Below are 18635 nucleotides of genomic sequence, written 5' to 3' on the forward strand. Positions count from 1 at the left end.
GAGACAACTTACATTCAAGCGTCGAATGGATCGCACTCACGGAATAGCCAATGTAAGATACCCCGAAAATGTGTGCACAATGTGTCAGAACCACTACAAAAGTGTTGCAAACTATGACAAAACCGAATGTGTACTCAATTGAACCAATTGGAACACTTGAGTCGCCTTTTAAACAAAAATTTGCGATCCCCCGTCAGCCAGCACTGGCAAAAGCGCAAGGTCGAATTAAACTCACCCCGCCTTTTAGTGACCCTAATTCGCTGCGGCAAATAGACACATACAGTCATCTCTGGCTGTTGTTTCTATTCCACGAGAATTTGGATAAAGGATGGTCACCCACGGTCAGAGCGCCGCGCCTGGGTGGCAATACCCGCACGGGCGTATTTGCTACCCGAAGCACCTTTCGTCCCAACGGCATTGGCATGTCTGCAGTGGAAAACCTGGGCGTTAAGCACACTGCATCGGGGCTGTTTCTCCATGTGGGCAATATCGATTTGCTGCACGGCACACCCATTATCGATATCAAACCCTACATTCCCTACAGTGATGCTATACAGAATGCGTCGGCTGCGCTGCTTGACGACAAGCCCGTGCCAAATTTAGCCGTGAATTTTACCGAGCAGGCTCGTGCTCAACTTGCCAGGCAACCACAACAGGATTTGCCTCTGTTAATTGAAAACTGCTTATCGCAAGACCCTCGCCCCGCTTACAAACAGTCGCAGCTGGATGATCCGAAAGACTACCAGGTTCAGTTTTACGATGCAGACGTACACTGGCGGGTTTCTCAGGGCGAGGTTTGGGTCACCGAGATTGTATCGTTGGTATAAGTTGAGTTGACTGCTTTTAGACAACAAACTTGCTGTTTGCACGCGAGCTGACCTGCCCCCAATAACCTGTTCAGAAAAAATGTGTGGGAAAGAACACAGACCGGGGACAACAGGCTTTGTAAGCGCCCGTAACGCTGCTAGAATACGCGGGTTTAATAATCAGAAATAGGTAAACACTACCAATGCGTACCAGCCAGTATTTGTTATCGACGCAAAAAGAAACCCCTGCTGATGCAGAAGTCATTAGCCACCAGCTTATGCTGCGCGCGGGTATGATCCGCAAACTCGCTGCCGGTATGTACACCTGGCTGCCAACCGGTCTGCGTGTACTGAATAAAGTTGCCAACATCGTTCGCGAAGAAATGAACAAATCCGGTGCCATCGAAGTCCTGATGCCGGTAGTACAACCCGCTGACCTGTGGGAAGAGTCTGGTCGCTGGGAAGAGTATGGTCCCGAGCTATTGCGCATTAAAGACCGCCACCAGCGTGACTTTGTACTGGGCCCGACTCATGAAGAAGTGATCACAGCCCTGGTACGCAACGAAATCAGCAGCTACAAACAACTGCCAATTAACCTGTATCAGATTCAGACCAAATTCCGCGACGAAGTTCGCCCGCGTTTTGGCATTATGCGTGGCCGTGAATTTACCATGAAAGATTCGTACAGCTTCCACTTGAGCCAGGACTGCCTGCAAGGAACGTACGATGTTATGTACAGAACCTACTGTAATATCTTTGAACGCATGGGTCTGGACTATCGCGCGGTTATCGCCGATTCCGGCTCTATTGGTGGTAGCGTTTCTCATGAATTCCATGTTCTAGCCGACTCAGGTGAAGACGCCATCGCCTTTTCTACCGAATCAGACTACGCCGCAAACGTTGAAATGGCACAGACGCTGCCGGTTGAATCTGCTGGCGAGCAAGCCCTTCAGTTTGTATTGGTTCAGGGTGAATCCGAAGACGATGCTGAGCAATGGGTGTTGTTAGCACTGTCTGCACAGCACACGCTGAACGATATCAAAGCCGAAAAAGTCGCGCAGGTAGCCAGTCCGCTGGTTATTGCCAGCGACGAAAAAGCGCAGTCTGTTTTAGGTGTTGCGTTAAGCGACGTTGATGTAGCGTCAGTTTCCGTACCTGTGATTGCAGACTTTGTGGCAGCTGCCATTTTGGGTGAATCCTTTACGGGCGAAACTGCTGACCTGCGCAACATTGAAGCTGGCGATCCGTCTCCGGATGGCAAAGGCACCATAGAAATCAAGCGCGGTATTGAAGTGGGTCATATCTTCCAACTGGGCGATAAATACTCTAAAGCTATGAACTGCGGTGTGTTAAGTGAAACCGGCAAACACGAGATTTTATCGATGGGCTGCTACGGTATTGGCGTGTCGCGTATTGTGGCCGCAGCGATCGAGCAGAACCACGACAAGTACGGCATTATGTGGCCAGACCCTATCGCCCCATTCAAGGTTGCGCTAATTCCTATGAACATGCACAAGTCACAGCGGATTAAAGACGCTGCAGAGGCGATTTATGCGCAATTAGTCGATTTAGGCATTGAAGTGTTGTTTGACGATCGCAAAGAGCGCCCGGGCGTAATGTTCAACGACATGGAACTGGTAGGGATCCCGCACAGTATTGTTGTCGGCGAACGAAATCTTGATAATCAGCAAGTTGAGTACAAAAACCGTCGCACAGGTGAGAAAACACTACTAGACTTATCAGACGTTGCCAATTTCATTGGAACGCTTTAATAATAAGAAAAAGCAAACGCCTCGCTGACAATACGCAGTGAGGCGAACAAGCGTAAGGAGCGAACATGCAACTCACCTTCTATGGTGTGCGAGGTTCAATACCCACACCCGGCGAAGATTTTGTGCGATATGGCGGTAATACCGCTTGTGTGCATGTTGTTCCTGGTGACGGTACCGATATCATTCTGGACTCCGGTACCGGCATTCGATTGCTCGGCGAAAAGTTAATTAAAAAAACCACGCCAATTCATATTCTGCTGACCCACAATCACTGGGATCACATTCAGGGCTTTCCCTTTTTTACGCCCATTTATCAACCCGAGCGTGAAATTAACATTACCCCAGGCTTAACAACCCTGCCGGAATACGACGCCATTATGAAACAAATGCAAGGGTCGGTATTCCCGGTCCCTGCCAGCGCGTTGCAGTCCAACATTGTCATTACCCCCATTCCGGATTCCACCAACCATTGGAAAATTGGCAGCGCAAGTATTGCCCGCCTCCCCATGAACCACCCTGGAAAAGGCAGTGCGTACTCCATTACCGATCAGGGCAAAAAAATAGCGTACATTACCGATAACGAGCTGTACCCTCCATACAAAAAAGAAACAGATTTTCTGACCTTTGTAGAATTTGCCCGGGATGCCGACCTGATCATCCACGATGCACAGTACATGACATCCGACATGCCGGCGAAAAGTGGCTGGGGCCACTCGGTGGCTGAAGAAGCAGTTAAGCTGGCTATGGCTTGTAATGCCAAACGTCTGGCACTGTACAGTCACGATCCGTGTAGAACCGATGACGACATTGATGCGATTGTGTCTCACTGTAATCAGTTTATTGCTGCCGCCGAGTCGCCGCTGGAGATGTTTGCCGCTTACGAAGGACTCACCATTGATTTTTGTGAATAACCGCTCCGTTAATTACTTTTGTTATTTTAAAGGGTGTTTGGCGTCGTTGCTGCTTGTTGCCACGTCTGCCCTTGCTCAGGATCCCAATGCGACTCAACAGTTGGAGCAAGAACCCGGAGTTGTCGCCAAGCCCAATATACTAACCAAACGCTTTGAATCAGATCGCACAGCACTGGCAAATGCATTTGCCATTACTCAGTATCAGCGCAACTATATTTTGCCCTTTAGTCATGTTACTAACCCAAATTCATTGGGCAACGAAGCATTAACCAGTGACAATGTCGACAACAACGAAGCCAAGTTTCAACTCAGTATCAAACTTCCGCTTTACACACAGCAAGATTCGGTTGAAGGGTTGTATTTCGGTTTCACCCTGACCTCGTTCTGGCAGCTGTATAACAGTGAAGTGTCCAAACCCTTCAGAGAAACCAATTATCAGCCCGAAGTGTTCTACCAGTGGAATACCGATATCCGTTTACTGGGTTTTGACTTCAATGCTATTCAACTGGGCTTTAATCACATGTCCAACGGGCAAAGCGGTATCCGCTCAAGAAGCTGGAACCGCGTTATGCTTTCAACCTTGTTTAGCGACGAGGATGACGTCTATTACCTGAAAACCTGGTATCGCGTTCCTGAAGATGCGAAAGTCGATGAAAATGATACCAGTGGTGATGACAATCCGGATATCAACCATTATTACGGCCGCATGGAAATAGGTTACGGCACCCGCTTCGACAATTGGGGCGTGCTTATTCAGCTAAGAAACAACCTGGAATGGGACAAAAATCGCGGCAGTGTTGGTATAACGTTTAGCTACCCCATTTCACCTCGTTACGAAGCAGTGCTGGAGTACTTTAACGGTTACGGTGATTCACTCATCGATTACAACCGCAAGCAGGAGCGCATCGGCGTCGGAGTCCAGCTCGCGCTGTTTTAATTCAGCGGCTTCGTTAAGGTTTACTGCAGTTTAGTAGACACCGGCTGCTTTAAAAAGCTGAAGATGAACGTCTACCAGCGCACCAATATCACGCTGGTACCCGCCTCCAATGACACAAGCCACCGGCAGGCAATGCTGCTTGCAGGCATTAATGACCAGTCGGTCCCGGGCTAACACCCCGGCCGTGCTGATGTTAAGATGACCCAGATCATCATCCTCGTGGATATCGACACCGGCATCATAAATAACCGCGTCGGGAGAATAACTTCGCAGGGCCAAAGACAGCGCCTCATCAACTACATTCAGATAATCGTCATCGGTCGTGCCTTTGGGCAGTGGAAAATCCATGTCTGACTGTTGTTTACGGTGGGGAAAGTTCTTTTCACCGTGCAATGAAAGCGTGATTACACTGTCGTCATGCTGGGCCAATAATGCAGTACCGTCCCCTTGATGCACATCCAGATCAACAATCAATACTCTGTCGATATCAGAGGACTGCAGCATTCGCCTGGCGGCCAGATAGAGATCGTTAAACAAACAAAACCCTGAACCAAAGTCGGCGGCAGCATGGTGATAACCACCGGTGAGGTTTAGTGCAATGCCATGTTGCAGTGCCAGCTCTGCTGTCTGAATGGTGCCGCCAACGGCGGTGAGGCTGCGTTGGATTAATTGTTCCGACCAGGGAAAGCCAATACGTCGCATAGCCTGTCGGTCCAGCGTTCCGCTTACCAGATTATTTACATACTCAGGCAGGTAATGTTGTTGCAGTAACTCAACGGAAACGGGCTCAGGTGAGACAAAACGTTCACGCTCTACTCCCCTTGCCAACAACGCATCGTAAATCCCCTGATATTTTTCAATCGGGAACCGATGCCTCACCGGCAAAGAAAGCTGACTGTAAATAGGATGAAACGTCAGGTTGTTTAACAACATGTTGGCCTGTACTGCGCAGTGTTTGCCCCATTGTACGCCAAAATACGCTGTTTAGCTCAGTGCTGATACCACAGAGGTGACGTTTTGTGACATCTGCCCAATCGCCCGGGAGATACCATCGCTTTTCGCCAGCGTGTGATACTCTTCTGACGAACGCAGCACTTTTTGGGTAACGGCATCCAATTGCCGGACCACCTCAGACTGCTCACCAGCTGCATCGTTTAGCGCAGCAACCACACTTTGTGTTTCTTCAATGTAGCGCACAAGGTCATTCAGTAATACCAGCGCCCGCTGCGCGCTTTGTGCATTGGAATCAGCGTGATGCTGCCCGTTTTGCATAGCATTAACGGCTTTGTTGGCATCAGACTCAAAGGCGCTGAGGATGCCGTTTATTTCCTGAGTCGATTGCTGCGTTTTCGCTGCCAGTGCCCTCACCTCATCAGCAACAACGGCAAAGCCTCGTCCGTGGTCACCGGCTCTGGCTGCTTCAATGGCCGCATTCAACGCAAGCAGGTTAGTCTGATCGGCAATTTCATTGATGACATTGACCACGGTAAGAATACTGGCACTTCTCGCCTGCAACTCATTCACGATTTCACTGGCATCTGTCACCGTTTGTGCCAATTGGGCAAAGCCCTGATTGGCCGATTCAAAGGTTTGATAGCACTCATTTACCTGGGTTTGAGAGTTACCCGACGCCACCGATACCTGTGTGGTAATTGCGACCAGGCTTTTTACAATTTCATCCAGTTTGGCATTTGCACTGGCAAGGGCGTCAGACGATTGATGCTGTGTATTTGCGCCGCGCTCAATGGCCTGGCTGACATCATCCAGCGTGTCGTGCGAACGCTGCATTTCCAGTTGCGCATCAGAGAGCAGCGTAACCGTATCCTGCAGTTTAGTTTGCAAATGACGCGTGGCGCTCGCTACTGCGCCTAATTCATGCTCACTGCGATACGACAAGCGATAGTCATAGTGCTTTTGCTCCATTTGACGCAAGCAGGCGGCAATGTCGCGAGTGGGTTTTACGATATTTTTGCGTAAATTAACCACCAGGTACCAGATACAAAGCACACTCACCACCACCGACAATAGTAAGATCATCCACAACCGCTGGCGGGTTTGGCTGGCTACGTCTTCTTTAGCGTGCTTAGACAGCAATGCGATTCGGTCAGCTAACTGCTGCAGTAACTTGGCAGGTTCGCGGTCGATGCCGCGCACAAAGGTGTCGCCCACTTTAGGGTCGAATCCTGCCGCAACAAACGCCTGATAGCCTTCCCGGTACTTAGTCCCCATGGTGTCGTGTGCAACCAGAAACGCTTCTATTGTCGCACTCTGTTCAGCGTGTAACTGTTGTGCCTGAACCAACTTGCTCAGTTGGGTTCTGACACCCTGCTCGCGCTCCTGAAACCGCTGCCAGTATTTATTCCGGTCTTTCTCAACACTGCCCCGCAACAGCACGTTTTTCCATTCCTGCACCTGGGTTTTAAACTCAGACAACACTTCGCTGATTTGGCGCTCGGACTCAACATGGGTCAGCTCTACCTGTTCAATGTCTTCAATCAGGCTGAACGCCAGCGAGAGCGAAACCGCGTTGAGCAACACTAAAATGCTGATAATCGCCATGACGGGCGTCATGATCAAGCGATTGATACTGGTAAAACGTATCATGTAGGGCCTCCGGAATGTGCGGTGAGGTGAATAAACCACTGTCCGTGCGCAGTGGTTGGATATTAAATAACGTTCCGGTGACACTTTTGTGACAGCCTGCTCAATAAGCAGGCAATTGAAGCTACCAGAGGGAATTCGCTGTTATTTACTTTGTACGTTATTAGTTCATTGCCTGAAGAATATAAGGTGCGACGTAACGAGACCCAAACACAGACAGGTGACTTTGATCTTTGTACAACAAGGTGTCATTGATAACCGCTTTACATACCCCCTGTTCACAAAGCACATTGGCGAGGTCGACGACTTTCACATTTTCGTACCGTTTGGCGAGGTCAGTAGCAACAGCATTGTAGGTCTTAACCAGGTCATTCGCTCTGTGTTCCTGCTCGGTCTCAATACAGGGTTGTCGCTGTGAGTACAGTGGCAGGCGGTTTTCCAGGCAGTGGTTAGGTAATGCATTTAAAAACGGATTATCGAGTACAATCAATACCTGTTTGTGTTTGGTATGCAGTGCCGATAAGGTGCGCTGAAACCCATTCTCCAACACCGCTTTATACTCCGTGACATGGGGCGCAGTTGTATCTTTAATATTAACGTCACAGCGAGGGGAATGGGCTAGCACCACATTCTGTATTTGGTCGTTTTGCAGCACATAATTTAACGCCTGCTCAATGAGTAAATAACCATTCGCCCGCATAGTCTGTACTTCTGCGTTGCCTTCAACCACAAACCCGGACGAAATACCACGCAAAGGAGACTGACAAGACGCGGGAAACAACGCCACACTGTCGCCTTGTCTGGCGGCCAGCTCGGCGAGGCCATCAAATAAATGGCCAGCATGGGAATCCCCAATAACGGCTATTGTGTTCTCTGCTTGTTGAAAGCGACATGCGTTGTCATTCACTTGGTTCCAGGACGTAAAAGACTCACTACAACGCGCTGAGGTCGATGCCACACTAAACTTTTCTGGCTCAACCGACGGATAATTTGAAACAACACTAAAAGCAATCAGCGCCGCCCCTGCAGCCATACCAGCAGACAGCGGTAAGAAGCGAACAAAAATAGCGCTTATATTTTGAAAATTACGTTGAGCCGGCTTTTCCATAAACACATGCGTCAACCAGGAGAGCAAGACAGATAGCGCCAGCGCAATGACCAATTCTGTAGTGTCGGGTTCAGTCCCTTTGAGTATGCGCAAAAAGCTAAGGACCGGCCAGTGCCACAAGTAAAGAGGGTAGCTAATCTTCCCTCCCCACACGGCAAGGGGATGGCTAAATAACCAACGATTGAGCAATGCGTGCGGCCCGGCGGCTATGATGGCAAGACTTCCCATTACGGGTAGCAATGCCCAGTATCCTGGAAAAGCCGAGGATTTACTGACGGCAAAATACCCAGAAACCACACACGTTAGCCCAATTATCGAGATGGCATTGGTAATAACGAGTTGGGTTGATATGGATTGTCTCAATAGCAATGATTGTGTGCTTACTTTAACAATGACCCAGGCCAGTAAACTGCCAGCAAGCATCTCCCAAAAACGGCCGAATGGGAGAAAATACGCCCCTGCGCTTTGCGTATTTACCAACACAATATTTACTACAAACGAAGCGATAATTAACCCAACAATAAGCGCAACTACGCCTGCTTTACGTGACCAACACAACAGCAGCAAACAGGGCCACAACAAATAGTACTGCTCTTCAACCGCCAAACTCCACAAATGCAACAGGGGCTTGGTTTCAGCTGCAACATCGAAGTAACCGGCCTCGTTCACCAACACAAAATTAATCACGAAACCCAACCCACTCAGCGCGTGTTTACCCAATAAGCGGTACTGATCGGCAGACAATGCGAACCAGCCAAAAACGAGGCTGCATAACAAAACCATAAGCAGAGCTGGAAAAATACGGCGCACTCGGCGGGCATAAAAACTGCGAAAGGTAAATGTACCTAAGGCACATTGTTCATAGAGAATACGGGATATCAAAAACCCACTGATAACAAAGAAAACATCAACCCCGGTAAAGCCACCGGGTAGTTTGTGGGGAAATGCATGAAACAACACAACGCCGGCAACGGCCAGCGCGCGCAGCCCGTCGATGTCTGAGCGGTACTTCACTTCTAATCCTTTAGAGTAAATCCTTATCCGTGATCCAGATTACCGCTAGTCAAAAATTGTGCAACGATCTTTATGGTTAACAACCAGTTAACTTTTTGTAACTCAGAAAAAACGAAAGAAAATATCTCATGGGTTGAACAGTGCCGTCTAATGCGTCGTCCTGTCAGACGGTTGAGCATTCGCTCAAAAACAAAAAGCCTTGCTGAGCAAGGCTTTTACATACTTTAACATTTATCGCACAGTCGAGCAGATTATTCCCACTCAATGGTAGCCGGTGGCTTACCGGAAATGTCATACACTACGCGGGAAATACCGTCGATTTCGTTGATAATGCGGTTCGACACATTACCCAGGAAGTCATAAGGCAAGTGTGCCCAGTGAGCGGTCATAAAGTCGATGGTTTCAACTGCGCGCAGTGATACAACCCAGTCGTACTTTCTGGCGTCGCCCATTACGCCCACTGATTTCACCGGCAGGAATACGGTAAAGGCCTGGCTGACTTTATTGTACAGATCGGCTTTGTACAGCTCTTCAATAAAGATCGCGTCTGCACGGCGTAGCAAGTCGCAGTACTCTTTCTTGATTTCGCCCAGTACGCGTACACCTAAGCCTGGGCCAGGGAACGGGTGGCGATACAGCATATCGTAAGGCAAGCCCAGCTCCAGGCCAATCTTACGCACTTCATCTTTAAATAACTCGCGCAGTGGCTCTACCAAACCCAGCTCCATGTCTTCTGGTAATCCACCTACGTTATGGTGAGATTTGATCACATGAGCTTTGCCGGTTTTCGAACCCGCAGATTCAATCACGTCCGGGTAAATAGTACCTTGCGCTAACCATTTTGCGTTGACGCGCTTGCTGGCTTCTTCATCGAATACGTACACAAACTCATTACCAATTACTTTGCGCTTGGCTTCCGGATCTTCCACACCAGCCAGCTTGGCCAGGAAACGGTCTTCTGCATCCACTTTAATGATGTTCAGACCAAAGTGGTCGCCGAACATATCCATGACCTGTGCGCCTTCGTTCAAACGCAGTAATCCGTTGTCTACAAACACACACGTCAGGCGGTCGCCGATAGCACGGTGTAACAGCATGGCCGTTACTGAAGAATCAACACCACCAGACAGACCCAGAATCACTTCATCTTCACCGACCTGCTGTTTAATACGCTCAATCGCATCGTCGATGATCGCACCCGGCGTCCACAGTTTTTCGCACTTACAGATGTCCAGCACGAAGTGAGACAGCAGGCGCATCCCTTGGCGAGTATGCGTCACTTCCGGGTGGAACTGTACGCCGTAGAATTGCTTCTCTTCGTTTGCCATTGCGGCATGCGGACAAGACGGTGTTAACGCAACGGTTTCGAATCCTTCAGGGATGGCAATCACCTTATCGCCGTGGCTCATCCACACATCCAGCAAGGCATTGCCGTTGTCGTTCAGGTGATCTTCGATTTGCGCCAGTAATGCGCTGGACTTCACCACTTCAACCTGAGCGTAACCAAACTCGCGCTTGTCAGAACCCTGAACCTGACCACCCAGTTGCTGCGCCATGGTCTGCATTCCGTAGCAGATACCCAGCACTGGCACGCCTGCTTCGTACACATATTCCGGGGCACGAGGAGAACCAGCTTCAGTCACCGACTCCGGGCCACCTGATAAGATGATGCCGGTTGGGTCAAACTCTTTAATTTGCTCTTCGCTGACATCCCATGCCCAGAGTTCACAGTAAACGCCAATTTCGCGCACGCGGCGGGCAATGAGCTGTGTGTACTGCGATCCAAAATCCAAAATAAGAATTCGATGCTTATGGATGTTTTGTGTCATGGTCTTCGCCTTCAAATAAAAATAAGCAGGCTGGTATAAAACCAGCCTGTGATAATCGCTTTGGGATGTGCTTAGCCTAAACGGTAGTTAGGCGCTTCTTTGGTAATGCTAACGTCGTGTACGTGAGACTCACCCATACCAGCTGCTGTTACCCGCACAAATTGTGGCTTGGTGTTTAGCTCAGCAATGGTCGCACAACCTGTCAGCCCCATAGCCGAACGTAAGCCACCCATTTGCTGGTGAATGATATTCGCAATAGGGCCTTTATACGCTACACGGCCTTCAATCCCTTCAGGAACAAGCTTCTCAGCGTTGTCGCTTTCCTGGAAGTAACGGTCAGATGATCCATTGCGTTGGTTCATGGCACCCAGTGAACCCATACCGCGATACGACTTGTAGTAACGGCCCTGATAAAGTTCAACTTCACCCGGCGCTTCTTCCGTACCGGCCAGCATGCTGCCTACCATGACACAGCTCGCTCCGGCTACCAGCGCTTTTGCGATATCACCCGAGAAGCGGATACCGCCGTCAGCAATAACAGGGATACCCGTACCTTCCAGCGCCGCAACGGCGTCAGAAATCGCAGTGATTTGCGGTACACCACAACCGGTAACAATACGTGTTGTACAAATTGAGCCTGGGCCAATACCCACTTTAACCGCATCCACACCTGCTTCGGCCAGCGCTTTTGCGCCGTCGCCAGTCGCAACGTTACCCGCAATGATTTGTAATTCAGGGTATTTAGCACGTACGGTTTTAACACGCTCGATAACACCTTGTGAATGACCGTGAGAGGTATCGATTAACAACACATCCACACCAGCCTCAACCAGTAGTTCAATGCGCTCGTCGGTACCAGGGCCTACGCCCACTGCAGCACCAACTCGTAAGCGACCTAATGAATCTTTACAGGCATTGGGTTTGCTTTCAGCTTTTTGGAAATCTTTTACCGTGATCAAACCTGACAGTTTAAACGCGTCGTCAACAACCAGGATTTTTTCAATACGGTGTTCATGCATCAGTTCCAGTACTTCTTCAGAGCTGGCACCTTCTTTCACCGTAACCAAACGATCTTTTGGCGTCATGACTTTACCCACCGGCAAATCAAGGCGATTTTCAAAGCGCAGGTCGCGACCGGTTACAATACCGATCAGATTGTTGTCTTTGTCGGTTACCGGGAATCCGGAATACCCCATGCGTTTACTTAGCGCAATGACGTCGCCAAGCTTGTCAGTTTCTGATACCGTTACCGGATCAGACACTACGCCACTTTCGTATTTCTTCACTTCGCGAACGTGCTTGGCTTGTTCTTCCGGCGTCATATTTTTATGAACGAAACCGATCCCGCCTTCCTGGGCAAGGGCGATCGCCAAACGCGCTTCAGAAACCGTATCCATTGCGGCTGAAACCATAGGGATATTAAGTGTGACCTCGCGGGTCAGTCGGGTTTGTAAACTTGCCGTGTGCGGTAGCACTGTGGAGTGCGCAGGAACCAATAGAACATCGTCAAAGGTTAGCGCTTCTTGAGCGATTCTGAGCATGCAATAACACCTGTGTAGTAAAGGCCTAATTGCGGCGCAATTGTAGTGTTTTTTCAGTTTCAGGTAAACTGTATTTGTATTAAAGCTGAGGTTTTTTCATTCGATGGTTAGCAACACCGCTCCTCAGGGGCAAAAAATTCACACGGTAACAACACTAAATCGCCTTGCACGCAACATTTTAACCAGTGAAATCGGCCTGGTGTGGCTCACTGCTGAAATTTCTAATTTCGTTCGTGCGGCCTCTGGGCACTGGTACTTCACCCTCAAAGATGACAAGGCACAGGTGCGGGCAGCGATGTTTCGCACTGCCAACCGGGTTGTTCGTCAACCACCACGAGAAGGTGATCGCGTGTTGGTAAGAGCCAGTGTTGGCCTTTATGAACCTCGGGGTGACTATCAGTTGGTTGTAGAAACGTTACAACCTGAAGGCGAAGGTCAGTTGAAGCTGGCCTTTGAAAAATTAAAATTTTCTTTACAAGCTGAAGGGTTATTTGATCAAAGTCGTAAACAATCCTTGCCAAAAGTCATTAAACGCGTCGGGGTTATTACATCAGCGCAAGGTGCGGCGCTTCACGACGTATTAAGCGTATTAAAACGACGCAGTCCGGCAACCGAAGTCATTGTGTATCCGTCCATGGTACAAGGCGAACAAGCCAGCCGGCAGTTAATGCATCAGCTTTGGGTTGCCAATCAACGCAATGAAGTTGACGTGATACTCCTCACCCGGGGTGGTGGTTCGATGGAAGACCTGTGGTGTTTTAACGATGAATCGCTGGCCCGGGAAATCGCCCGCTCTGGGATTCCGGTCGTCAGTGCCGTTGGGCATGAGGTCGATGTCACCATTGCCGATTTTGTGGCTGATTTGCGTGCGCCAACACCGTCTGCGGCAGCTGAGCTGGTGTCTATGGACCAGACGGAGTCTTTATCGCAGATCCGCAACCTGACGCGCAGGTTGTCTCAATCGACGCAGTCGCTGATTCAGCGCCAGACCCATCGGTTAATGACCCTGGAACAGCGCTTAATTCGACGCCATCCGTCGGCCCAGTTGAATCAGCAAAGCCAAAGCATTGACCGCCTCGAGCAGCGCTTGCATCAGGCGATGACGCGAAGACTTACTCAGGCTCAACAAGCCGTGCAGTCGCAGTCACATCGTCTGCAACGACAGCATCCGGAAATACGGCTTGAAGCCTTGCGGAGCCGGTGTCATCATAGCCACCAACGATTACTCTCTCTTATGCAGCGCAAACTGGAATCCAATGGGCAACGACTCGCATCGACGGCTCACTTATTACAGTCTGTGAGTCCATTAGCAACGTTATCGCGCGGTTATTCAATTACCCTGAACAACGACAAAGCGGTAACCTCGGTGGCACACATTGCTGCACAAGATACGTTGGTGACCCGGGTGAAAGACGGGGAAATCACCAGTGTCGTGACACACTGCCAGCCTCTCGTGGACAGTGACAAGTCACCATAAGGAACGGATGTTTGTTTAAATTTAGTTGTCGATGGATAGCAACAGCCTCTGTGTTGTGTATCCTTGGCTGTGCACATCAGGTCACTCCACCGGTTCCTGCTCAGCCAATCTTACCCGTGCCTGAAAACACGCCGATAGCGCTGGATATCAACGTATTTTCATCGTATCTGAGTGAGCAAGGCATGGCTGCCTGCCAGGCTGACTTGCCACAAAGCTATCAATGTAAGAACGACGGTATTCCCGCGGGTGATTTCCTTAATGCACTGTCTTCCCTCGCCTTGTTTGAGAACCTCAGTCCCTCGGTCAGCCGGCATGACTACGAATTACTCATTGGCAACCAGCTTACCCAACCCGAAGACAGCAGCAATGCTCACTCGCCGCGCAAGAGTGTCACTGAATTCTCTGTAGAGTGGCGAGGCGTTTCTATCGACACGTTTTCAGTTGAATACTGGCATCAGAACCAGGGTGCGGTCTCTCCATCAGACGTCAGCCAGGTCATTTTAACGTGGTGGAAACACGTAGAAAATGCGAAGGTTTTCAGTACACCGTATCTCTATGCCGCCATGGGGGCCAGTGATTACAATGCCCAACTACACTTACCTGAGACCCTTGATGCGTTTTCCTTGTCTCAACGGTACCTTTACCCGGACCCATTTCGAGGCGTGATAGCCCGCTATACCCACCCTGAATTCGAAGAAGCAATACTGGATATAGCCGTGTACCCCATGCTTTCAGCGCTGACACAGCCCTCAGATGTTAGTGTAAAAGCGGAGCTTAAAAAGGCGGTTGATACGGCAAATGAAGTCGCTAAAGCCAGGGCTATGGCAGTTACCATGCAGCAGTTATTTACGCCGGTTGAGTCGGCGTTTTTACCTAACGCGGGTGTAATGGCAGAAATGTTTGCGGAAAGCGAGACCGGTGAATCCCTGTTTGCCAGTATTTATGTTTTTCAGATAGAAGATAAATTCGTTAAATTCAGTACAACATTTCCGGCGAGAATAAGCGATCGGCTCGTGCAAGCCGCTTTTCCTCATTTACAGGTACCGCCCGAATCGGCACTGATGAAAGAGATCCGCCGGGCGTTAAAATAGCCCCGATTTCATACTCATCCGCATAAAATATTGCCCCGCAAACAAAAAAGCGAAAGCCGCTACATGCTTTCGCTTTTCATTCCAAGACAGATTACCGGCTTATTTTTTCTGTTTATGATAAGCCATCAGGCGCTTACGTTTGCGTTGCTGCGCCAGAGTAAGCTGATTTTTCTTCCCTTCAAACGGGTTCGCACCCTCGCGGAATTCAATTTTGATCGGCGTGCCCATGACGTCCAGTGCTTTGCGGAAATAGTTCATCAGGTAACGCTTATACGAGCTGGGTAAATCGTCTACCTGGTTACCGTGAATAACAATAACCGGTGGATTGTACCCCCCCGCGTGCGCATACTTCATTTTTACCCGACGTCCACGAACCAATGGCGGTTGGTGATCGTCCTGAGCCATTTCCATAATTTGTGTCAGCATTGACGTATTGATGCGCTTGGTCGCGCTTCTGTATGCCTCATTGACCGATTCAAACAGGTTGCCTACGCCGGTACCATGCAGAGCCGAGATAAAGTGAAGACGGGCGAAATCAACAAAGCCAAGACGACGGTCTAGCTCACGCTTAATATCGTCTTTAACGTCGGTATCCAGGCCATCCCATTTGTTCACGGCAATTACCAGCGAACGACCTGAATTTAACACATAGCCCAACAGGCTCAAGTCCTGATCGGCAATCCCTTCCCGTGCATCAATCACCAACAGGACAACATTCGCTTCTTCAATCGCCTTTAGGGTTTTAACAATAGAAAACTTCTCAACCGCTTCAGACACTTTCTTGCGTTTTCTTACCCCTGCCGTATCGATTAATACGTACTCACGTTCGTCGCGGGTAAGTGGAATGTGAACACTGTCTCGGGTAGTACCTGGCATGTCGTAAACAACAACGCGATCTTCACCCAGGATTCGGTTGGTCAACGTAGATTTACCGACGTTAGGTTTACCCACTATAGCCAGTTTAATCGGCAGGTTTTGCAGTTGCTCTAACTGCTCTTCAGGATCCAGTTCAGACTTTTCTTCGTCTTTGCGGACCGCCATTTCCGGAAACTCTTCATCCAGAGGTTCCAATGCGTCCTGTATGAGCTTTGCTACGCCTCGTCCATGCGCAGCGGCGATCTGGTGAATGTCACCCAACCCCATGGAATAAAACTCGGCGCTCTCGCTATCGCCGTCGATGCCGTCAACCTTATTGGCGAGCACAAATACCTGCTTGTCTGTCTTGCGCAAGTGATCGGCAATCATCTGGTCTGCAGGCAATAAGCCAGCACGGGCATCAACCAGAAAGAACACCACATCGGCTTCTTCAATGGCCTGTAAAGATTGTGCGGCCATGCGGGCATCGATACCTTCTTCGTCGCCGGTAATACCGCCGGTATCCACCACAATAAACTGGCGCTGCTCATAACTCGCCTGACCGTACTGACGGTCACGAGTCAGACCAGGAAAATCGGCAACCAACGCATCGCGGGTATGCGTTAATCGATTAAACAGGGTGGACTTACCCACATTGGGCCGGCCAACCAGCGCCACAACAGGCAACATAGTGATGTTCCTTACAGAGTTAAACAAACAGACGGCCGCGTCAAAGACGCGGCCGTGTAATTATATATAAATATTGCGCATTATTCAGCGCTGAGGATTATTTTGCGGATAACGCAGCCACGTCTCCGTCACGGGTAATCGTCACAATAAGATCATTGACCACAATCGGTGCTGTATAAATAGCTTCGTCTTCGTCATCACCGCCCAGGTCGTAACGGGCGACTAAACTGCCCTCTTCCTGATCAATCCAGTGCAACAGACCCCATTTATCACCCACTACGATATGCGTGTCGGTAACCACAGGCGCAGTAAGATTGCGTTGTTTCAGGCCACCCTGCGACCATAACTCTACGCCGTTGCGACGGTCTAATGCATAAACAATAGAACGGTTATCAACCACATAAATCTTATTACCGCTGACAGCAAGGTCGCGGTAAGAACCGTATTCGCGTTTCCACAAAATACGACCGCTGTGCAATTCAAGTGCCGCCAGTGTACCGTCGTAGGAGACGATGTAGACGTTGGTGCCAAACACCACAGGCGTTGAGTCAACGTCAATAATACGTTCAAGTTCAGTCGCACCCGATGGGGCCGTAATGGCTGTTTCCCAGGCTGGGATACCGCTGTTAAGAATATTTACCTGCAGCTTGCCTGTTGGGGTACCCACTAGCGCACCACCATTTGAGGCAGCCGGACCTGAGATCCCGCGTAAGCTCAGTGGTGGAACATCGGTTTCACTGCGCCACAGCTGTTCACCTGTTTTAACGTCCAGCCCAAACAAAATGCCGGCACCGGTGTTTAATACCAGAATACCTTCATCCATTGCTGGCGTTGCCAGGATTTCACCGGCGACAGTGGCTTCCCAGATGGTCTCACCCGTATCTACGTTTAACGCACGCACTAAACCGTCTTCAGAGGCAACAAATAACATGTTGTAACCCGCGGCAATTGCGCTTAGCTTGGCCGACGCGCCACTGCGCCATAAGCGCGCAATGTCGTCCCAGAAGGACTCGTCAGGGAAGATAGCAAAGTTTTTGTGCCACAGTGCTTTGCCGGTGTCTGGGGCCAGTGCCGCTACTTCGCCATGGCGTTCTGCCACGAATACTTTGTCGTTAGCAAACGCCGGACGTAAACGTGAGTAATAGCCGTTAACACCATCGCCCAGATTATAATCCCAGACCACCTTTGGCGTAATCTGGTTCTGAATAGCCGGAATGCGGCGAATCTTCAGTTCTTCTTCATCAGCAAACCAATCGGACACGGTTGAACACCCTGTCAGACCAATCATAATTGCGCCAACGACGACCCGCTTAAACATACGGCTACACAGTAATGCGCGGTTCTGTGAGATGTTTCGAGTTATTGCTGTCATTCACTATCCTGCTGTTACTGCAAGGTTGTCGAGTTTCATTTGCAGTAAACGGTTGTTGGTATTTTTTTCTAGAGCAGAAGAGTAGGCCATGCGAGCCTTGTCAAAGTTCCCTTGCGCAGCAAAAATATCGCCTTTTGTTTCTTCAACTTGCGCCACAAACGCCTCGTCTTTAGCAATATCCAGCGTCGCCAGGGCTTTGTCGTGTTGCTCTAAAGCCAGTTGTACGCGCGCTAAACGCACAGCAGCTACTTGCTTTAAGCTCTCATCGCTGCCATTGGTCGCAACTTTTGACAAATAACTTGCCGCCACTTCCAGCTCGCCTTTATCTGCAGCTTGTTTAGCCGCAATCAGGCTGGCCAGATCACTGTAGCCACTGACTTCACCTGACTCGATCAGTGCAGAGATGGGCCCTGCATTATCGTCAGCCACCAGGGTTTCTAACGCGTCCTGATAGCTAATAGAAGCCGCTTCTTTGGTTTCCATTTGTGATTCGCTGTAATATTGCCAGCCAAATAGACCCGCCAGGCCAAGCACTGCACCTAAAATGAGTGACGTGCCATGGTCTTTCCAAAACTGCTTGATCGCTTCTACTTGTTGATCTTCTGTAGCGAATTGTTCCATGTTTTACCTC

General features: G+C 49.7%; 14 protein-coding genes. 6 read left to right on the forward strand and 8 right to left on the reverse strand.

Going from position 1 to position 18635, the window contains the following annotated elements; all coding sequences use genetic code 11:
* The first annotated feature begins 113 nt into the window (after positions 1 to 113).
* The 4 genes from tsaA to BUB81_RS12050 all read left to right on the forward strand — a co-directional run bounded on the left by tsaA (position 114) and on the right by BUB81_RS12050 (position 4426).
* On the forward strand, positions 114 to 827 hold the full coding sequence (gene tsaA, locus BUB81_RS12035) for a tRNA (N6-threonylcarbamoyladenosine(37)-N6)-methyltransferase TrmO (RefSeq protein ID WP_073323878.1): 714 nt from the start codon (positions 114 to 116) through the stop codon (positions 825 to 827).
* A gap of 182 nt (positions 828 to 1009) precedes the next feature.
* On the forward strand, positions 1010 to 2578 hold the full coding sequence (proS, locus tag BUB81_RS12040) for a proline--tRNA ligase (RefSeq protein WP_073323058.1): 1569 nt from the start codon (positions 1010 to 1012) through the stop codon (positions 2576 to 2578).
* A 65-nt stretch (positions 2579 to 2643) separates the two neighbouring features.
* A complete protein-coding gene (locus BUB81_RS12045) occupies positions 2644 to 3489 on the forward strand; it encodes an MBL fold metallo-hydrolase (protein WP_073323060.1) in 846 nt (281 codons plus the stop codon).
* Positions 3482 to 4426 (forward strand): phospholipase A, encoded by a 945-nt coding sequence (locus BUB81_RS12050; protein ID WP_342742629.1) that lies wholly within the window; start codon positions 3482 to 3484, stop codon positions 4424 to 4426. The genes BUB81_RS12045 and BUB81_RS12050 overlap by 8 nt, the downstream gene beginning before the upstream one ends.
* 30 nt (positions 4427 to 4456) lie before the next feature.
* On the opposite strand, the gene BUB81_RS12055 is transcribed toward BUB81_RS12050, so the two are convergent.
* The 5 genes from BUB81_RS12055 to guaB form a co-directional block, all read right to left on the reverse strand.
* Positions 4457 to 5359 carry a histone deacetylase family protein gene (locus tag BUB81_RS12055; protein ID WP_073323062.1) on the reverse strand — a complete coding sequence of 301 codons (903 nt, stop codon included), beginning with the start codon at positions 5357 to 5359 and terminating at the stop codon, positions 4457 to 4459.
* 51 nt (positions 5360 to 5410) lie between these two features.
* Positions 5411 to 7030: a methyl-accepting chemotaxis protein gene (locus BUB81_RS12060; RefSeq protein ID WP_073323064.1), complete on the reverse strand. Its 1620-nt coding sequence runs from the start codon at positions 7028 to 7030 to the stop codon at positions 5411 to 5413.
* A 160-nt stretch (positions 7031 to 7190) separates the two neighbouring features.
* On the reverse strand, positions 7191 to 9149 hold the full coding sequence (locus BUB81_RS12065) for an acyltransferase family protein (RefSeq protein WP_073323066.1): 1959 nt from the start codon (positions 9147 to 9149) through the stop codon (positions 7191 to 7193).
* A gap of 251 nt (positions 9150 to 9400) precedes the next feature.
* Positions 9401 to 10978: a glutamine-hydrolyzing GMP synthase gene (gene guaA / locus BUB81_RS12070; protein WP_073323068.1), complete on the reverse strand. Its 1578-nt coding sequence runs from the start codon at positions 10976 to 10978 to the stop codon at positions 9401 to 9403.
* A 71-nt stretch (positions 10979 to 11049) separates the two neighbouring features.
* On the reverse strand, positions 11050 to 12519 hold the full coding sequence (gene guaB, locus BUB81_RS12075; protein WP_073323070.1) for an IMP dehydrogenase: 1470 nt from the start codon (positions 12517 to 12519) through the stop codon (positions 11050 to 11052).
* Between the two features lie 103 nt (positions 12520 to 12622).
* Here guaB and xseA point away from each other — a divergent pair, with 103 nt between their 5' ends.
* Together xseA and BUB81_RS12085 are read left to right on the forward strand one after the other, a co-directional pair.
* Entirely contained in the window at positions 12623 to 13996 is a 1374-nt protein-coding gene (gene xseA / locus BUB81_RS12080; RefSeq protein ID WP_073323072.1) for an exodeoxyribonuclease VII large subunit, read from the forward strand.
* Between the two features lie 11 nt (positions 13997 to 14007).
* Positions 14008 to 15087: a hypothetical protein gene (locus tag BUB81_RS12085; protein WP_139241572.1), complete on the forward strand. Its 1080-nt coding sequence runs from the start codon at positions 14008 to 14010 to the stop codon at positions 15085 to 15087.
* A 99-nt stretch (positions 15088 to 15186) separates the two neighbouring features.
* Here BUB81_RS12085 and der read toward each other — a convergent pair whose 3' ends face one another.
* The 3 genes from der to BUB81_RS12100 form a co-directional block, all read right to left on the reverse strand.
* Positions 15187 to 16632 carry a ribosome biogenesis GTPase Der gene (gene der / locus BUB81_RS12090; RefSeq protein ID WP_073323077.1) on the reverse strand — a complete coding sequence of 482 codons (1446 nt, stop codon included), beginning with the start codon at positions 16630 to 16632 and terminating at the stop codon, positions 15187 to 15189.
* Positions 16633 to 16729: 97 nt separating this feature from the next.
* Positions 16730 to 17950: an outer membrane protein assembly factor BamB gene (bamB, locus tag BUB81_RS12095; RefSeq protein ID WP_073323882.1), complete on the reverse strand. Its 1221-nt coding sequence runs from the start codon at positions 17948 to 17950 to the stop codon at positions 16730 to 16732.
* Between the two features lie 57 nt (positions 17951 to 18007).
* Positions 18008 to 18625 carry a YfgM family protein gene (locus BUB81_RS12100; protein WP_073323079.1) on the reverse strand — a complete coding sequence of 206 codons (618 nt, stop codon included), beginning with the start codon at positions 18623 to 18625 and terminating at the stop codon, positions 18008 to 18010.
* Between the last annotated feature and the right edge of the window lie 10 nt (positions 18626 to 18635).

The sequence above is a fragment of the Marisediminitalea aggregata genome (assembly GCF_900129565.1).
Classification (GTDB): Bacteria; Pseudomonadota; Gammaproteobacteria; order Enterobacterales; family Alteromonadaceae; genus Alteromonas; species Alteromonas aggregata.

Bases quoted from the DNA above. Each gene is read 5' to 3' on its own strand.
- BUB81_RS12060 (WP_073323064.1), bottom strand. From the start codon at position 7,030: ATGATACGTTTTACCAGTATCAATCGCTTGATCATGACGCCCGTCATG.
- xseA (WP_073323072.1), top strand. From the start codon at position 12,623: ATGGTTAGCAACACCGCTCCTCAGGGGCAAAAAATTCACACGGTAACA.
- BUB81_RS12100 (WP_073323079.1), bottom strand. From the start codon at position 18,625: ATGGAACAATTCGCTACAGAAGATCAACAAGTAGAAGCGATCAAGCAG.
- der (WP_073323077.1), bottom strand. From the start codon at position 16,632: ATGTTGCCTGTTGTGGCGCTGGTTGGCCGGCCCAATGTGGGTAAGTCC.
- BUB81_RS12045 (WP_073323060.1), top strand. From the start codon at position 2,644: ATGCAACTCACCTTCTATGGTGTGCGAGGTTCAATACCCACACCCGGC.
- BUB81_RS12055 (WP_073323062.1), bottom strand. From the start codon at position 5,359: ATGTTGTTAAACAACCTGACGTTTCATCCTATTTACAGTCAGCTTTCT.
- tsaA (WP_073323878.1), top strand. From the start codon at position 114: ATGACAAAACCGAATGTGTACTCAATTGAACCAATTGGAACACTTGAG.
- bamB (WP_073323882.1), bottom strand. From the start codon at position 17,950: ATGTTTAAGCGGGTCGTCGTTGGCGCAATTATGATTGGTCTGACAGGG.
- guaA (WP_073323068.1), bottom strand. From the start codon at position 10,978: ATGACACAAAACATCCATAAGCATCGAATTCTTATTTTGGATTTTGGA.
- proS (WP_073323058.1), top strand. From the start codon at position 1,010: ATGCGTACCAGCCAGTATTTGTTATCGACGCAAAAAGAAACCCCTGCT.
- guaB (WP_073323070.1), bottom strand. From the start codon at position 12,519: ATGCTCAGAATCGCTCAAGAAGCGCTAACCTTTGACGATGTTCTATTG.